Annotated in this window: 9 protein-coding genes; 4 read left to right on the top strand and 5 right to left on the bottom strand. The window is 34.6% G+C overall.

The window, feature by feature from the left end; translation table 11 throughout:
• The 3 genes from PL77_RS31065 to PL77_RS26025 form a co-directional block, all read right to left on the bottom strand.
• A partial coding sequence (locus PL77_RS31065) for an Ig-like domain-containing protein (RefSeq protein ID WP_082026743.1) occupies positions 1 to 4,920 on the bottom strand: 4,920 nt, incomplete at its 3' end.
• A gap of 508 nt (positions 4,921 to 5,428) precedes the next feature.
• On the bottom strand, positions 5,429 to 9,586 hold the full coding sequence (locus tag PL77_RS26030; RefSeq protein ID WP_044211745.1) for a hybrid sensor histidine kinase/response regulator transcription factor: 4,158 nt from the start codon (positions 9,584 to 9,586) through the stop codon (positions 5,429 to 5,431).
• Between the two features lie 312 nt (positions 9,587 to 9,898).
• Entirely contained in the window at positions 9,899 to 10,759 is an 861-nt protein-coding gene (locus PL77_RS26025) for a helix-turn-helix domain-containing protein (protein WP_172665952.1), read from the bottom strand.
• Between the two features lie 215 nt (positions 10,760 to 10,974).
• Between PL77_RS26025 and PL77_RS31060 the strand changes: the two genes are divergently transcribed.
• Genes PL77_RS31060 through PL77_RS26010 form a run of 3 tightly spaced genes read left to right on the top strand, consistent with a single transcriptional unit; the run spans position 10,975 to position 12,901 of the window.
• Positions 10,975 to 11,637, top strand: a complete 663-nt coding sequence (locus tag PL77_RS31060; RefSeq protein ID WP_052444743.1) for a metallophosphoesterase family protein — start codon at positions 10,975 to 10,977, stop codon at positions 11,635 to 11,637.
• Between the two features lie 57 nt (positions 11,638 to 11,694).
• Entirely contained in the window at positions 11,695 to 12,216 is a 522-nt protein-coding gene (locus tag PL77_RS26015; protein WP_044211740.1) for a hypothetical protein, read from the top strand.
• On the top strand, positions 12,209 to 12,901 hold the full coding sequence (locus PL77_RS26010; RefSeq protein WP_044211738.1) for a hypothetical protein: 693 nt from the start codon (positions 12,209 to 12,211) through the stop codon (positions 12,899 to 12,901). The genes PL77_RS26015 and PL77_RS26010 overlap by 8 nt, the downstream gene beginning before the upstream one ends.
• 214 nt (positions 12,902 to 13,115) lie before the next feature.
• Here PL77_RS26010 and PL77_RS26005 read toward each other — a convergent pair whose 3' ends face one another.
• Positions 13,116 to 14,510: a T9SS type A sorting domain-containing protein gene (locus tag PL77_RS26005; protein ID WP_044211737.1), complete on the bottom strand. Its 1,395-nt coding sequence runs from the start codon at positions 14,508 to 14,510 to the stop codon at positions 13,116 to 13,118.
• A 140-nt stretch (positions 14,511 to 14,650) separates the two neighbouring features.
• On the bottom strand, positions 14,651 to 15,991 hold the full coding sequence (locus PL77_RS26000; RefSeq protein ID WP_044211735.1) for a hypothetical protein: 1,341 nt from the start codon (positions 15,989 to 15,991) through the stop codon (positions 14,651 to 14,653).
• Positions 15,992 to 16,444: 453 nt separating this feature from the next.
• Between PL77_RS26000 and PL77_RS25995 the strand changes: the two genes are divergently transcribed.
• Entirely contained in the window at positions 16,445 to 18,109 is a 1,665-nt protein-coding gene (locus tag PL77_RS25995) for a hypothetical protein (RefSeq protein WP_044211732.1), read from the top strand.
• Positions 18,110 to 18,193: the final 84 nt, after the last annotated feature.

Below are 18,193 nucleotides of genomic sequence, written 5' to 3'. Positions count from 1 at the left end.
AAATGTATCGTCAATTTCTAACGTTTGATTCTCATCGGTAATGCTTAAATTGGATATTTCACATGGAGTAAGAGTAGAAATTGCTGTTTTCATCAAAGTGATGTTATTCAAGTTCCATTGCCATTGTTGCGTTCCTGAAGCATCAATTCTTAATACATAATTTCCAGCATTCGTTATTTCAATACTTCCATCTGCTTTTAACTCCTGATAGGCATCCCAAGCACCGTTATTCGGTACTGTTGTTACAATAGATTGCTCATTTAAAGTAATGGTTATTTCAGCATTATCATTAGGAGATGAGATCAAATATTTCACTTCATAGCTTCCTGCTTCAAGTTGGATATCAAATTCTATATAATCACCTGAATTCACCCAATTGACTCCAACTCCTTCTGCTTTATTCATTCCGAAAGGCACTTTTCCATCATCAAAAGTTCCACCTGTTCTATCAAAGTCCTCTGCTTCGATGACAATATCTTGAGAAGCCGAAGTGATGGTAAAGGTAGCTGTACCAACAATGGTATTATCTGCTTCGGAAGTAGCCGTAATTTCTACAGTTTGTTCTGCTGTACCAGCCTTTGTCTCTAATAATCCCGTAGCACCTACCGTGGCTAATGCATCATTTGAAGAGCTCCAAATCACATTTGCATTACAAGTCCCTTCTGGTAAAACTTCCGCACTAAGTTGAAGTGTTGCTTCTTCTGCAATTGTTCTGATGGATGGAAGAACCGTTATCGATGTTGGAGCAGAAGCTTCAGTAATCGTTACTTGAGCAGTGACTTCTCCTAATTCCGTGGTTAAACGTAGCGTTGTTGATCCAACGGATACACCTGTCAATTGTCCATTTTCGTCAATCGTCGCCACACCTTCATCATCAATTGACCACTGTACCTGATTTGGATCACACGCTGTTAATGGCGTTTTGGTAAATGTTGCTTGTGAGGTTTGACAAGCCGTTAGAGAAATATTTTCTGACAAAGTAACAGACGTTAGATCTTCGCATCCCACTTCCCCATTAAATGATAACTCGAAGTGCTCTAAGTTCCATTGATAAGGTGTAGTACCAGAGGCTACCACTCCTATTTCATGAACACCAGCAGAAGCAATAGTAATGGTTTCTGTCAATTCATACGGTTCAAAGTTATCCCAGCCATTGTTATTAATGACGGTACTTCCCTGTAGTTGACTGTCTATATATAATTCGAGTTTCGAATCTGCAGAAGCTGTACCTGCAAAGAAAGTAGCCGTGTAATCTCCTTCCGCAGGGAAGTAGACATGGTACACTACATAGTTTCCTGTTTTTACGGCATTAATACCTTTCACTCCGGCTGATGGTTCATAGATACCGAGTTCATCACCAAACTTCTCATCGAAATCTTCTGCCTCAATATAGAGTACATTTCCTACCGTCACTTCTAAAGAAGTCGAAACAGAAGGTGCTTCTTTTGAGATGGCCGTAATTGTCACTTTGCCTTCAGTGTTCCCTGCCACAACAAGACCGTTTTCATCAATAGTTACAAGATCGTTACTTGCCGTCCAATTGACCTCTTTGGCATTGGTATAATCAGGAACGAAACCAACAATTTCCATTGGTAAAGTACTATTTGGGAATACGGTTGTTCGCTTCGATAAATGGATTTCTGTAGGAAGTATCACCACATCTTCTGTCTGACAAGTGATTGTGAGGGTTGAAGTCTCTACAGTATTATCCGCATTGGCAACCCCTTTTATCTCTGCTGTTCCTGCTTTTAATCCTGTAATCACACCATTCTCAATGGAGATGACATCAGCACCAGAAACGATCTCCCAATTCACTGATTTATCAAACGTATTTTCTGGAATTACATCAGTCTCAATCGTTAATGTCTCTCCCACTTGAACTATTCTTAGGCCGTCTTTTACAGTGATGGATGTAGGTAGAATTGGAGCATCAATAGACAATGTACTTTCACAAGTAGACAATGTGGAGTTACCATCTAATAAAGTCAACTTTAAAGAATAATCAGAGCCAATTTCAGCTAATTGATCTAACTGAATAGTGATAGGCAAGTACTGTTCTCCATTCTTCGTCAACGCCTTTTCTGCTTCACCTAAAACACTCGTACCTTTGATTAATTCTGCCTTTACAGTTCTATTCGATAAAGCATTTACACCAATATCAAATGTAAACACATCATTGCCCACTAAAGCCTCATCATAATCAAAACAGTACACTTCTTCAGCACCACTGATCATTACAGAGACATCAATATCATCCGTAAATACCGTACCTCCATTTTCTGTATCGACTACAGTAGCTGTTATTTTAGCTGTAGCGCCAATGGTTACCCCTTGAATTTTACCTGTAACTGGATTTACTTTGACTGCATTTTCATTAGAGCTTGACCACACCACATCATAATTTTCAGCTCCTTCGGGATGAACATTTACAGTTAATGGAGTTGTAATATTGACTTCCGTATCAAATGTTGCTCCTTCTGCAATAGAAACTTCTGTAATTGGTGTTGTTTGATAAGGAACAGCCGTAACTGCAATTGTCTTGACAATCGCACCATCCTCAGAAGTTGCCGTGATTGTTACCTCTCCAGCATCAGCATGAGACGTTAGCATTCCAAACTCATCTACTGCGATTTTAGTAGCATCTGATGACGTCCAAGCGATCTTTTTATTCGTTGCATTTTCTGGAGTGAAAGCCACTTCCAACGCTTCTGATTTTCCATTCATCAAATCAAAAGCTTCGTTTGTGATGGAAATGTCTGTTAAGGCAATTAAGCTAGATGAATTTGAAGAACGGGCAGGTGTTGCCGACATATCAAATACTTGAAGAGAAACCGTAGTATAAGTCACTTTATTTCCACGGATTTCAATCGTCACTTCATTGCTTTCTTGTAAATATTCTAATGGAACATCTACTTCCATAGTACCAAACCAAAAGTTTCTAGAATCTTCGTACTCTCCTCTCCAATCTGTTGTATACTCCAACTCGTTTCCATTTACAGTGATATAAGCAGGTACCATCGCATTTTCTGGGAATTTACCTGAGAATCTTAACGTTGCTTCACCTTGGCTAGGAACTACTACATTGTTGATTTGAGTGGTCATTGGCGTACGTCCCGGTACTTCTTTTCTAAATAATAAACCACCAATTGCTGTCGTCTCATTATTAAGTGCCACACTCATGTATTTCTCCTCAATTGATGTTTGATCCAGCACTACCTCTTTTTCAAAATTGTACACTAAAATGACCGTTCCACCTCCAGAAATTGTCATCGATCCCGGAGCAGTATTCAATCGTGTTTCATCTAAAGAAACTCCACCTGTCGTTCCTTTATTCTCATCAAAATACATGTATCTCTTGTCCACAAACTGTACTTTGGTAGCCTCTGTGTCAAAAATATTTAGGTCTACCGTAGCCTCATCAAATTGTAAATTATTGACGATAAGATAGACTTTATTATTGTCTACATAAGCGTCTACCTGAATATCTCTATCCGTTGCTTTTGTATCGATACGGGTTCCATCCACATCTCTCCATAGCTCATACCATTTTACAAAATCCGTCCATACCCACTCACATGACGCATCATAGGCTGTACAGTTTGGATCTACTCTGTCCATTAATACAGAACCGTACCTTGTGGTTACATTACCGTTAGCATCTCTTACATCTCCCCATTCTGCTTTTACTGGGGCGAAAGGCATAGAATAAACCACTTGAGAAGGACGCTCCAAGAATTGCATAAACATACCATTGAAAGGACGTAAATTCTCCCACGCTTTTCTTTCCATTTCTTGGTTATTGATCCAGCTTGAAACCGCACCGAATTCAGATAATACAATGTCTTTTTTCTGACCAAACTTATGGATATCATACCACTCCAACATGTCTAACATGGCTTCCACATGACCACCTGTACGGATCACACCTTTGCCTCTTTCGCCCACTGACCAATCGTAAATATGGATACCATAAAAATCCATATTATCACCGCAGTTATCAATAAATCCCTGCCACATGACATCCCATTGATACCATTCCTTCGTTCTAGTATCATTGACAGTGGAAGCTGTCATTTCTTGTAGATAAGGCATTAGATCATCAGAAAACCATTTCTCATAATTGTTATCAGCCACTCTGTTGATTCCATCTTTCCAATAGAAATCGTGCATACCCCAAGTCATACCACCAATTTTAGGTGCTTTATCCCCTAAACGGTTTTTCACGCCTTCGGCAACAAGGTTGTGATATTCCCAAAGTTTCTCTTGACTACTTGCATAGATCCAGCTTTTTCCGCCGACCATCATCTCCATATCAGGCTCGTTGATCACTTCCCAATAATCGGGTAACGGTTCTCCTTTTTCTCCTGAAGATTTAGCAAAATAATGATCAAGGTATTCTGTCACCCACTCCGCGGAAGTTTCCACTTCCAACGGTTGCCAACCGTGCCACGTTTTACCTCTCTCTCCCCAGTCCAATGTTGGGTAAGTGGGGTGAGGATTGGTTCCCTGAATCATGAAACCTTTTCCTTCGTATTGTTTCGCATTCAGTTTACTTTCATACCAGTTTTTTAGCTCTTTAGCTTTAAACTTCATTGCCGAAACATCGGGTTTGTTAGGGCGGTTAGGATCCTCTGGCGTATCAGAAAATTTCCAGCTTGCGGACCCATTATCTCTACCCCAATACACATCAAGGTCATTGATAAAGTAGTCGAGTTTGTCTTCTTGTCCATCCCAATCTCTTTCAGTGGCTGCAGAGTGGACCGTAATATGTCTATCTCTCCCAAAATCCGATATTCCTTCTACAGAGTGTACCATATTAAGGTTCACATCTACCTGTACGTTTTGAGCCGAAGCTCCAATAGAAATAAAGAGAAAGAGGAATAGAAAAACACTTGTAAAAAAAGTCGTTTTAATCTTCATAATAACATTTCATTTCAAATAAAAATTCAGTGTTTAGTTCTAGAAAAGAGGTTTTTGGAAGAGGGGAAATAGATATTTCAATCACTAAAAAAATACCCCCCAAAAAAGCTATTTTCATCATGCTCAAACTTAGAATTTTAGGCAGATTTACACCCTAGGTATTTGATACGAATAGCATAGGCATTTACACTTTAAGTGTACAAAAGACTCATTTTTATATGTTTATGAGAGGATTATGTGTTTTTGGTGAGGTGTTTCGTGCACCATGACTAAAGGCATGGGCAGGTGATACTGCAACCTCATCAAGACTGAAGTCTTGAAGGTTGTAAACGTAGGCAACACTTCAGTGTTGGTGGAGTCAGTATCACCTGCCCATAGTTTTAACTATGGTGCACGAAACATCATTTTGATGAAGGGTTATATATGGTTTTTATGGTGGTGTGTGAGGTGTTTCGTAGAAACATAATTGAAATTATGGGGTACAAAATTTCACCCTATTTCAAGAAAATTAATTGACTTTCCTTTCACCTTCCTGCACAAATTCAGATGGGCTGACACCGAATTTTTCTTTGAATCGTTTTCTAAAAGTTCCTAGATCAGAATAGCCTACTTTCCAGGTGACTTCAGAAATATTGGTGTTGCCATTTTGAAATAATTCGGCAGCGTGCTTCAATCGAATATTTCGGATAAATGCAACGGTTGTCTCCCCTGTTAAGGCTTTGATTTTTTTATTTAAATGATTTCTCGAAAGACCGTATTCTATCGACAGTCGATCAACATTAAAGGAGGTGTCATCAAGGTTATTTTCGATGATGGAAAGGATCTTGTTTATAAACTCAACATCAGGAGCAGTCTTGGAGATTAAGGAAGGGTTTATTTTAATTTCTCTATCAAATTTTTCAATCAAACGCTCTCTATTTTTAAGGATAGAAAAGGCCATCGAATACAAAACATTTTGATCAAAGGGTTTTGAAACATAAGCATCTGCCCCTTCCATAAGACCTTCAATTTTATTCTCATTGGTACTTTTAGCAGTCAATAAAACAACGGGAATGTGAGAGACTTTTAAATCATTTTTGATGGTATGAAGTAACTCCAAGCCATTCATTTTAGGCATCATGACATCACTAATCACAATATCAGGCAGATGTTCTACACATTTCTCATATCCTTGCTGTCCATCTTCAGCTTCTATTACACGATGGTTATTATTAAAAATAGAAGCAATCGTGGCTCTCAATTCTTCATTGTCTTCCACTATCAGAAAGGTGTATTTCTTAGAAGAAGTCAATAATTCATCTTTTAGGGTATCAATGGAGAACCTTGATGGAGCCTCTTCAGTATACATTTCCTTAGACAATTCTTCGGTTATCGTTCCCTCATTTATTTTGGGTAGATAGACCTTAAAAGTAGTACCTTTTCCTTCTTCACTATCGACTTCAATAGTTCCATTATGAAGCTCTACTAAATTTTTAATTAAGTTTAATCCAATACCGCTTCCATTTCTGTAAAACTTATTCTTTTCCGATTTTTGAAAATACCTTTTAAAAAGATGTTCCTTATCCTTTTCGTTGATACCAATACCAGTATCCGACACTTTAATCAGCACCTTATTTTCAAAGGGTGTAATTACCAAAGTCACCCTTCCCTTTTTAGGCGTGAACTTGATCGCATTGGACAATAGATTATTGATAATTTTTTCGAGAAAATCAGGATCAAAAGACATGTTGATTTCATCACGATCAGGTATAAATTGAAGGTCCACTTCTTTCGTTTCTGCTAAAGGCTGAAAACCGACCAAAATACTATCAATAAACTTCACAATATTGATTGACTGCATTGAAAGTTGCATTTTATTCTGTTCTAGTTTTCGAAAGTCGAGGATTTGATTGACCAAGCGGAGCATTAAATCGGCATTGTACTTAATAATTTTCAATTGACGTTTACTTTCGTTAGCCGATATAGAGGTAGAATTAATCAACCGGTCAATAGGAATAGTAATTAAGGTCAAAGGCGTTCTGAATTCATGGGAGATATTAGTAAAAAAACGAAGTTTAGATTGTGCCGCTTCTTCAGCATTTTTCTTTTCCAATTCAGCAATAAATACATCCCTTTTTTGCTTTCGAATACGATTATAAATAGTCAATACAATACCGCAAAAAACAATAAAACCAACGCTATAGAATACCAAAGCCCAACTACTCAATAATGGGTGTCTTGCAATATTAATTTCTAGTGCTATAGGTTGCTCCAACCAAACTTCATCACTATTGGCCGCATTTACTTTTAAGGTATATTTTCCAGCAGGTATATTGGTATATTTCGCCTGCCGGCTGTTATTTCTTGTTCTTGTCCATTTTTCATCAAACCCTTCCAGCTTGTATCGAAACTTCACTTTATGCTGATGATTGAACTGAAAGGCTTCAAAAGAGATAGTAAAGCTATTTTGTGAATGGCTGAGGTTGATTTTATCAGTATGTTCTATGCTGTTTTCAAGAATGACAGCATTACCGTATTTTTTATTGGGAGCTATGGTTTCATTCAAGATCTGAAGTTCTGAAAAGTATAAGTGAGGGCGAGTACTATCATTTACAATCTGAGAAGGATAAAACGTATTGAGTCCATTGACACCTCCAAACAGCATTTGTCCATCTTTACGTCTGCAACTCACCAAATCCTCAAATTCATTGGCCTGAAGCCCATCCGATTCATTATAATTGACATACTTATTGGATACTGGATCGTATTTGATCAACCCCTGATTACTGCTAAGCCATAAACAGCCTTTCTCATCTTCTTCAATTGATTTGATGGAATTACTCACCAATCCTTCTGCCGTGGTGATGGCATGAAATACTATTCTTTTTTGACTTCCTATGGAATCAAAGTGTATTAATCCACCCCCAATCGTCCCAATCCAAATTGTACCATTCTTCGCTTCAAAAATCTTAAGGAGGTATTCACTTGGCAGGTCATATTTCGTTTTTCCTTCTCTATACGTATAGATTTCAGGGTGTTGTTTGTCCAACTCTTCCTTTGGAATGAGGTTCAACCCTTTATCTGTACCGATGAATAGATTTCCATTGGAATCCAATAAAATACTGCGGATAATATCGGATGTCAATCCTCCATTTTCATCATTAGAATCAAATTGTTGAGCACTTCTAATTTCTCCATCTTGATTGGTTTTTAATCGCCATAAACCTTCGTTATAAGTGCCTAACCATAAAATAGAGTCGTTTTGAATTTCAATATCAAATACAAATCCTAGTTTTTTAGCGAACGGAGATTGAGGTAACAACTGCATCGTCTTTGGATCTAATGCCACTAAAAAAGTGGGAAAAGTAGTCCCTAGCCAAATGAGCTTATTTCTGATTTTCGAATGCGGTAAATGCTGTTCAGCAATGGCATAGACTCTGTTATTTCCAACGGGATAGTTTTTCACTGAAAGCTGTCCAAACCCATTTTCATAATTGTATTTGTTCTTCCCAATCAAATAATTCAATCCCCCTACTTCAGTACCTATCCATAGGTTTTGTTCACTATCTTCAAATATTGCTTTAATATGATCATCATATAAAGAGTTTTTATTGGTCTGCTGATAATGCTCAAACAAGAGATTCGGATCGGAAATAGAATAGACACCACCTCCCGTTGTAGCCACCCAAACTTGATTTTTATCTATCACAATTGAAGTTACAGGGTGGTGAGATTTCCCATTATTACTTGAAGTTTGAAAGTGCTTCAAGAGCTGTAATTGTTGCTGGTGATAGGCATAAGCAAAAACACCCTTTCTATTCCCCACCCATACTATGCCGTCTTGATAAGCAATCGTCTGACCTGAATTATATATTAAGTCCCTTAGATAAAATTCCGATTGATTTTTACGCTTTAATAAGGAAATAAATTCACCTGAAGTAATGATTTGCCCTTCGCAATAGGTCATATCAGAGACATTCCCAGGAGTTTTATCATAGTCCATCAAATGTAAACCTTGAAGACTGTTATTGATTCGAACTAACCCCGTGTTTAATCCCAACCAAATCTCATTGTCTTTCCCTTTAAAAATAGTTTGTACCACCACTTGATGCAATGAGTGATCAATTTCTGACAATGGAATGGAAGTACTCCCTTTGATTTTATCGTTTGCATCATCCAATTGAACTCTAATTAAACGGTCCCAATTCCCTATCCAAATACAATGATCATCAATTAAAAAAGAAGAAATATCGTTCGTCTCTATTCTGTAATCCTCCTCACTCTCCATCGTATAATTGGTAAACTTCTCTTTCTTAATATCCAATTTAGAGAGTCCTTTACCGAAAGTTGACACCCATATATTCCCCCATTTATCTTCCGTAATTTTTCGGGTCATATTACTGCCAATCGTATTTTCAGATTTCCCCACTCTATATATTTTACTATCCAGACCATTGTACCGAACCAATCCATCGGAAGTAGCCAACCATAAAAAACCTTTGGAATCTTTGAACACATCCCTAATATCCAATTGGGCAATATCCTTTACTTTTTTGATCTCATCATTTAATTCCCGAACGGGAAAAGCATACCACCTTTGTGTTATTGAAAAGTATAGTAATACAATAAATAGAATATGAATTTTCGAGAAGTTGAATTTGGTTGAGGTGAAATAATTGGAAATCATAAGTCAAGATATTTTATATCACTTCTATCTGCTATTGGTGTATTGCCTTATTATTAGAATGGTTTTGAAGAGAGTTTGAAGTGTGCACTAAACTATTACAATATAGGAATATGACTTTTGATTAAATCTCTAAAATGCCTTTGTTCATTTATTGTCTAGTTAAAAATGAAGAGTGATAAAGACCTTAGGGCCTATAAACAACGTAGCCCACGACTGAAGTCATGGACTTTTGGGAGGCTACACTGAGCCTTAACTTTCGTGATAAATTTGAGGTATTAGAATGCTAAAGACCAATTAAAAGGGTGCTTGCACTTACTCTAGATTAAGTGCATTCAACATATAATCACTAAATTCTATCACTACCTCATTCTCTTTGACCGTTACATCTAAAGCTATTTGTAACTTTTCACCTACATAAAGATAATTCTCTTCAAAAGCATTCAACATCTTTTCCAGCTTAAAAGGTATTTTTATTTCATACACACCATCAACTTGTTCCAAAGTTTCCAAATTCATAAAAAACCTAACTAAGAAAAGAATTGATAAAAGTTCTGTTGAAGGGTATGTCAACTCATTCTTCCCATTCTTGGTCTCTTTCAGAATAATCATATATAAAATTAAACTTTCACTCATATCAAGTTTATAAATATCAGAATCTCGAAATGATAGTCCTTTATACTCTCGTAATAAATTTAAAACTTTACTATAGTCTAACAACAATGAAAACTTACCTTCAAACTCCTCATTTTCGATCGCAATTCTATCCAAATACTTTTCTTGATCTAAGGCTTCTATGTATTCCATAAGCCTATCTTTTTTCATTCGGTATTTGAAATTATCAATAAAAATTATTTCAGAACTCACAATAAATTGTTCCCAAATTTTAAATTCTCCACTTTTAATTTGTTTTACACTTAGACTAAACCTCTTACGTATTGCATTTGACAATCCTTCAGGTGTGAAATCATATTTATATGCAACTTCTTTTAAAAAGGTTCCACCCATGATTTCTTTTATACATAAATATATTCTGTACTCTTCTGACATACCCAAAGGTGTCTTTTTTGAGTATTGCTTAAAAATTCTATCAAAATGCCTTCTACTCACCCCCATTTCTTTAGCAATATCATCTCCCTTTAACTTTCCCTTCTCAAGTATATCGTATTGCTTCATGAAGGCTATAAAATTCAATACCTTCACAAATTCTTCGTTCATAATCAGCCATTATTTAGTTACTCAAGCAATATTAAAGGGCGAAAAATAAAAGCAGACAATCGAAATGGACTTTCTAAAATTATTACCTATTTCCAGTGAAGCTGTATATATTGCTAGTTCAAAGATAAGTTGTGTTAAAAGGTAATTTTTCAATCCCAAAAACTATAAATATCATGAAACGACTTTTTGCTATCGGTGATATCCATGGGTGTCTTGATCCATTAAAAGAACTAATAGAAAAACATATTCAACTTACAAAAGGGGACCGATTAATCTTACTAGGAGATTATATTGACCGTGGAAGTCAAAGTAAACAGGTGGTCGATTACATCATTGAACTGCAAAAAAACAATTATGACATAATTCCATTAATGGGTAATCATGAAGCCTTATTACTTGATAGTATCAATAATGAGGATCTTCAGTATAAATGGCTTAATAATGGAGGTAATAAAACACTCAAGAGTTTTCAAGTTGAATCCGCTAAAGATATTCCCCTTCAATACATTAACTTTTTTAATAGCCTTCCATACTTCTATCATTTCAAAAATTTCATTTTTGTTCATGCTGGTTTTAATGATAGTCATAAGAACCCGTTCCAAGATAAATATTCCATGCTTTGGAAAAGTCAAAAAGCATACTCCAATCCTTTGCTCTCAAAAAAGATAATCATACATGGACACCAACCCATTTCAATCGAAAGGTGTAAAAAACAAATTGAGAATAATAATCAAGTGATTAATATTGATACAGGATGTGTTTATAGCCATAACATCAATCATAGTAAACTTACTTCAATAGAATTAATTCCAAATACACGTCTATACTTTGTTTGATGGAATCTTAATACTAAATTTGCAATTCGCGATTTGCGAATTAAAAATAATTATGATATGAAAAAGCATAATGGAATGCGTCCTCAGGATATTGTAATTCTATTAAAAGTAGTTGCATATAAAAATAAGGAGTGGCGTAATATTGACTTGGCAAATGATATCAAAATAAGTGCTTCTGAAGTTTCTGAAGCATTAAATAGATGCAAAATATCAGGTTTAATTAACTCAAAAAAGAGAAAGGTGAATGTAAATTCTCTAATGGAGTTCTTAGTTTATGGACTAAAATATGTGTTTCCTGCTCAGCCTGGACCAATGCTAAAAGGTATACCGACAGCACATTCTGCTTCACCAATCAATGAATTTATCGTTAATGGTATAGACACTTATGTTTGGCCTAGTGCAAAAGGAACACACCGAGGGCAATCGATAGAACCTCTTTTCAAATCAATACCTCAAATTGTACAAGAAGATCAGTTATTTTATGAACTACTTGCTATTGTTGACACTATTAGAGTCGGCCGAGTAAGAGAAGTCAATATTGCAAAAGAAGAACTTGAAAAAAGATTAAAACATGCATAGTTCAAATATTGAGATGTTACAAACTGTAGCAGAAGGCTTAAAAGGCTTGCCAGAAGAAATGGTGTTTGTAGGAGGTGCTGTAGCTGAACTTTATGCAAGTCACCCTGAATTATCGGATATTAGACCTACCCTAGATGTAGATTGTGTCATTGAATTACAATCAAGAATTCATTTAGCAAAATTAGAAGATGATTTAAGAAAAATAGGATTTGCAAATGACGTCTCAGAAGATGCCCCAATTTGTAGATGGGTATATAAAGGTATTAAAGTCGATATAATGCCATCTGATCCTACACTTTTAGGTTTTAGTAATACTTGGTATGATGAAGGTATTGAAAATAAAATTGTGAAAATACTTCCTGACAAAACTGAAATTAATGTCTTTGCACCAGAATATTACTTAGCCGCTAAATTTGAAGCACATAACGGAAGAGGTGGAAATGATTTAAGACAAAGTCATGATTTCGAGGACATCATTTATATTTTAGGCAATTGTGATGAGCTCCTTGATAGATTTAAAAATTCTAATGAAACAGTAAAACAGTACTTAAAAGAGCAATGCATTAATTTATTAAGTAATGACAGTTTAGAAGAAGGTATTGAAAGTGCATTACCTTATGGTTCTGAAGAGGAAGAGGTTGAAATAATAATGGAACTCATCCAAAATATGGCAAAGGCTAAATAGTCTAAGTGCCCAAAAAGCGTTACTTCAAACTTTAGTATTGTATAAATCTGCAACGTATAACTCCTATTTCCTAGTGCAACATTTCAAATAACAATAAATTATTATTCATTCTATGATAGTTAGAGAAATTGAAAAAATAAACATATAAATAAGGCTTAACCACTTCACTGTGATTAAGCCTTTTTCAATTAAACAATCTAAACTTTATATATACCTAACTGTGATGAATAATCACGTGTTTTCTTTTTATGACATGACCATTTTTAATCACGTTTAATATATACTGACCGTCATGAACATCTTGTACATTCAATACATGGTGGTCACCTTCATGTATTGTTTTATTTCTTAATGGAATGATCTGACCTGTACCCACAAATATTAAATTAAAATCTACGGACTCCTCTTTGGATGATGGCATATCCACATTCACTTTTTGATCTGCCGGAACGGGGTAAATTGAAATAGATGCTGCTACACTTATTTTATTTTGTGAATTCAATTCTACTATACTTTTCCATGTTTCTCCTTTTCCGTCAAAATCAACTTCTTTTAATTCATAAGTAATATGACCTTGGTGTGCATCTGTATCTACAAACTCATATTCTAAAGTGGTATTTGAATTACCTGCTGCAGGAATATCATCTGCTACTAATTCAAAATGTTTACCATCGTAAGATCTTCTTAGTTCAAAATGATCTACATTTTCCTCAGTGGCTGTTTCCCATTGAAGGGTCACTTCATCATTGTTTACTTTTGCTGTAAAAAAAGTCAATTCTACAGGTAGGTCAATTCCTGAAACATATTGATGAATTAACTGCAATGTATGTGGAGTCAATAGAGGTTCAACGTTATCTACTTGATTACCTCTAGTCATAAAAGTTGTGGCAGCATGATTAATGGAACCAACATGCGTAAATGAAGAAGAATAATGATGACCATGTGGTTGAATCACCGACCAACCATCATCATCATGATGGTGCGATCCTCCATAACTTTGTTCAAATTTAGTATCTCCAACAACAAAGAAATGAGGGTGATAATGATGAGAAGTACTTGTTTTTATTTGAACGTGGTTACTCGAATGTAAATCACCCGAAACCAATAATTCTCCATAATTGTAAAACTTCAATAACTCATCGTCATCATCTAATTTTCTAGCACCATTAAGATTAAGATCTTGAGCAACAATCATAGTTCCTCTATTCTCGAATTTCATTTCCTCATCATCATCCGTATTGTAATCAATTGTCATCGATCCTTTTACTATCAAATCACCTTCAACTACAGATTTATCATCTTCGTCATCATTATTGTGAATGTGAAGGTTTCCATCTATAATTAATGTACCGTGTGGTTCCACTCTAATGTAACCATGATCACCTCCGCTTCTATGGTTATATGGTTTTTGACCATTACGATTTGAATATACTGTACTAAGGTGATCATCAGCATATATATCTACATCACCTCTAATATGTAAAACATCATATGCCTTTACGGTAATTCTATTATATCGACCTCCACTCATTTCAATATTACTGGCAAAAGCAAACTGATTTAAAAGTAAAATGAATACTAGCGAGAGCAGCAAATTAAGATTTTTCATAGTAGTAGATTTATATAATATTTCGTTGTGTATATTATTAATACCACTATCAATTTCTCCTCCCTACCCTATTTTACAGTCGTTAAGTTTAAAGTCATATTCTACAATGAATTATTGATATTATTCAATGGTTTCCTCACTTAAAGCGTCGCTTTAATGGGTTCCAACGTCAACACTTCCTCCAAGTAATGATTATAAAACTTCAATTGTCCTTCCTCGAAGAAATAAGGATATTCATTTAATTCCTCCGATCCTTTTTTCATATGAAAGAGCGCCTTTTCAAAATCAAAATCCCAATATCCCTTTTGAGTTTCATTGTTAGCAGAAGTGATGATAAGTTCGTGGTCCGGTAAAAATTCAATCGTTTTTTCTTCTCCTTTCACTACTTTCCATTTTCCAAGAAACGCCTTTTCAGCCACCTTAATACCAAACTTATCATCTATGACAGAAGACCTTTTTTCTAATTTCATCACCTTTTTTTCACCCTCTTTAGAGAGACGTAGCAGCCCACCTTTTAATTCACAATTGAATTCCATCTCTCTTTCATTTCCGTCCATTTCCTTTAAAGTGAGTACACTCTTTTTAACATCAAATGACCAAGATCCCAGTTGAGCAGACTTATCACCCCAATAAAATGTATGGTCCTCATTAAAAGTGAATCCTTCATTTTCTTTTCCCAAAATAAACCACTCCCCAATGATATCAAACTCCGTTATTATCTTGTTATCATTAGAATAAGTAATATATCTAACGTTAACACCAACTAATATTCGGTCTTGATTGTATATATATTGACGTACCCAATTATCATATTGATCATATTCGTATTCATAATAAACTACTCTAGAGTCTTCTTTCTCAGGATTGAATTCTACCTCTTTAATTGCATCACCAAAAGAATTATTCTCAAATTTTATGGTCTCTTTTACTTTACCAGAAGGAAGTTTCTTAGTCATTAATATCGGCTTACCTTCCTTATAATCACATTCGGTAACCAGTACTACTTTACCCTCAGCATCTAAATCAGTCTTTTTAGACATGACCTTATCGCTGTTGTATTCCTTTAAGTTTGAGTATTTAATTTGATCCTCATCATCATAATAAACCTCTTCTACTGCTAAACCATCTACAATTTTGTTCTTCATTAATGTATTGAGTTTTCCTCTTACAAAAATCGAAACAGAGGTTACATTTCCAGAGGAATTAAAAGTACTTTCATAGTTCCAATACACCTCACCTTTATCATCTATAAAATCAGCATCTGCGATCACATTTTGCTCTTTATAATGATAGATATTGTAGGCGTAATCATCAAAATATTCTACTGAAAACTTTCCTTTTTCACTTGAGATATCATGATGACTTTGGATGACTTGAACCTTCTTCGATTGGGTCAAATCTGTCTTTTTCAAACTTCGAGGAGAAGAAGATACACATGCTGTCAGTCCTGCTAAAAGGAGTAAAAGTAAATACTTGGTCATATTTTGTTTTAGGCTAAAATATAAAATTAGATTTCGTGCAAATATACATATCTATTAAGTATTACGATAATATAAATACTAATTTTAATACCTCTTACACGACAAAGGAATTAAGAACATGTTTGAAATATCATTTTAGTAGCCCTATAATTGAAGTTATAGGCTTTGGGGAAGACATCTCATTGATCGACTTTTGATGATCATATCTGACCTATTCGTATTGAAATGTAAGCCACCTCTTCCATCTTCATTCATTCCTCTTCCCTCAAAACCTCTTTTTTTTCGTATTTCTGATTTCAATTCTTTGCTATGATTACAAAGAGTTTTTAAATTTAAGGCACCTAACAGCAGACTGAAAATGAACTAAAAAACCTTTCATCATTACTGATAACTTTTTAGGTGTTTTTCGCAAACTCATTCAAATCATAAACAGAACATCTTCATTTATTTATCATGGCAAAATATAGACTGCTCAGCTTCATTTTATGTTTACTTTATACCAACTTAAATGCTCAAGACAAATTAGGGTTAGTCTTTAATCCTGAATCCAAACAAAATACTATTCACGGATATTCTGATCCTATATCTCAAAGGCCTAATGTCAATATCGAAAAGAATATGAGAGGCTACATTCCAGGAAGGTATTATGATAAGAATGGTAATGTCGTTAGAACTGTTATCAACTTTTATCATCCGTCAAATTCTTTCTCTGCATATGTAAAAAAAGAGGTGTATAAAGACCTGAATGAAGAAAATTCAAATTCAATCGTTATAGGCTTAGATTCGTTTTTTATTGCTCAGAATATAAGGATAAAAGATCGTAAAGAATTTAAGAAATCCTATGTTCAGTATATTACTGAATTTGATGATATGACTTTTGCCAAAATGTATGTTGGAACTGAGGCATACGAACTTTTTTTAGTAAAAAAAACAAGTCACCTTGCTTGGGAAGTTTTAAACCCTGACAAGAAAAACGGTCTTCAAGTATTTAAAAAGTATTTCTCAAATTATCCTCCAATTTTAAAAGCAATTAGTGGTCTATCTTACATTAAATCTGAATTCAGAGGAGATGAATATAAAATTGTAAAACAACGAAAAGAACAAGAACAAAAGATACAAGCAATAATAGAATACGCTAAAGCAATTCATTATAAAAATCATGATCTGAAAAAATATTATGATAAGTATGTAAATGAAACGAAGTCAATTAACACAGCAAAATATTACTCAAAAATATACACGACAAATAACACTTACTTTACTGAACAAATTTTTAATTTAAAAGATGAGTTAGTATACGAAATAAACTGGGATTCAAAGGTATATAAAAAAATATATCATGATTTTAAGTTTTACATAGATTCTAAATTAGCTTTCTATAAACATTTTATAAATGGAGAACTAAGGAGTGGAAAAGTCTATTCTGGTGATTCATTATTTTACACTTTTAGTGTAAAGTACAATAACCATAAGAATAGAAGTGGATTTTATACGGATTCTAATCATGCTCAAATGAAAGACCTAAAAAATGAACGTGATAAAAAAGAAGCACTCGTAACAAAATTCTTTTTCCACAATAGATCATCTAATGATACACTTTATCAATTTACAGATCCAATTTCTGGACAATTAAAAAAAGCACATATTTCGAACAATGAAATCATAAAATTATATACGATTGAGAATGATGTAGAAGTGCAAAACATAATAAATAAAACGATACGCCTTAAACAAGAAAATATAAGCACCGCTTTTAACGAGTTTCTGAAAGTAAATTATTATGCCTTTGTAGACTTTGAAAAGCCGATTTATGTAAGAATTAAAGTGAACGAACGTGGAGTAATAGAAAATTACAAGCCGTTGAATTCTGTCGATCACAAGTTTGACAAATGGCTGATGCTTTTCTTTGACAAATACCTTTTACAAAATAAACGATTCAATAAGGTAAAAATTAAAAATCCAGAGGTTTCAGATAAAAAGCCTTATGAATTTGTACTCTCTTTTGGTAGAGAATTACCTAAAAAAGCATGGCGTATGAATTCGGGTAATAATCAGATGATTCATCAAGATGTATTCTTCCACCAAATGAAGACTCCACCATCATTACCGTTTAATTAAACCAAAAGATCTATTTTTTTAAATCGTTTAGATAGTATTACGCTTTATTACATCAAATGAAACTTCCCACTGTTCTAAGTATCA

This window comes from Flammeovirga sp. OC4 (assembly GCF_000812565.1).
Classification (GTDB): Bacteria; Bacteroidota; Bacteroidia; order Cytophagales; family Flammeovirgaceae; genus Flammeovirga.
This window is presented reverse-complemented; position numbering and strand designations above follow the sequence as displayed.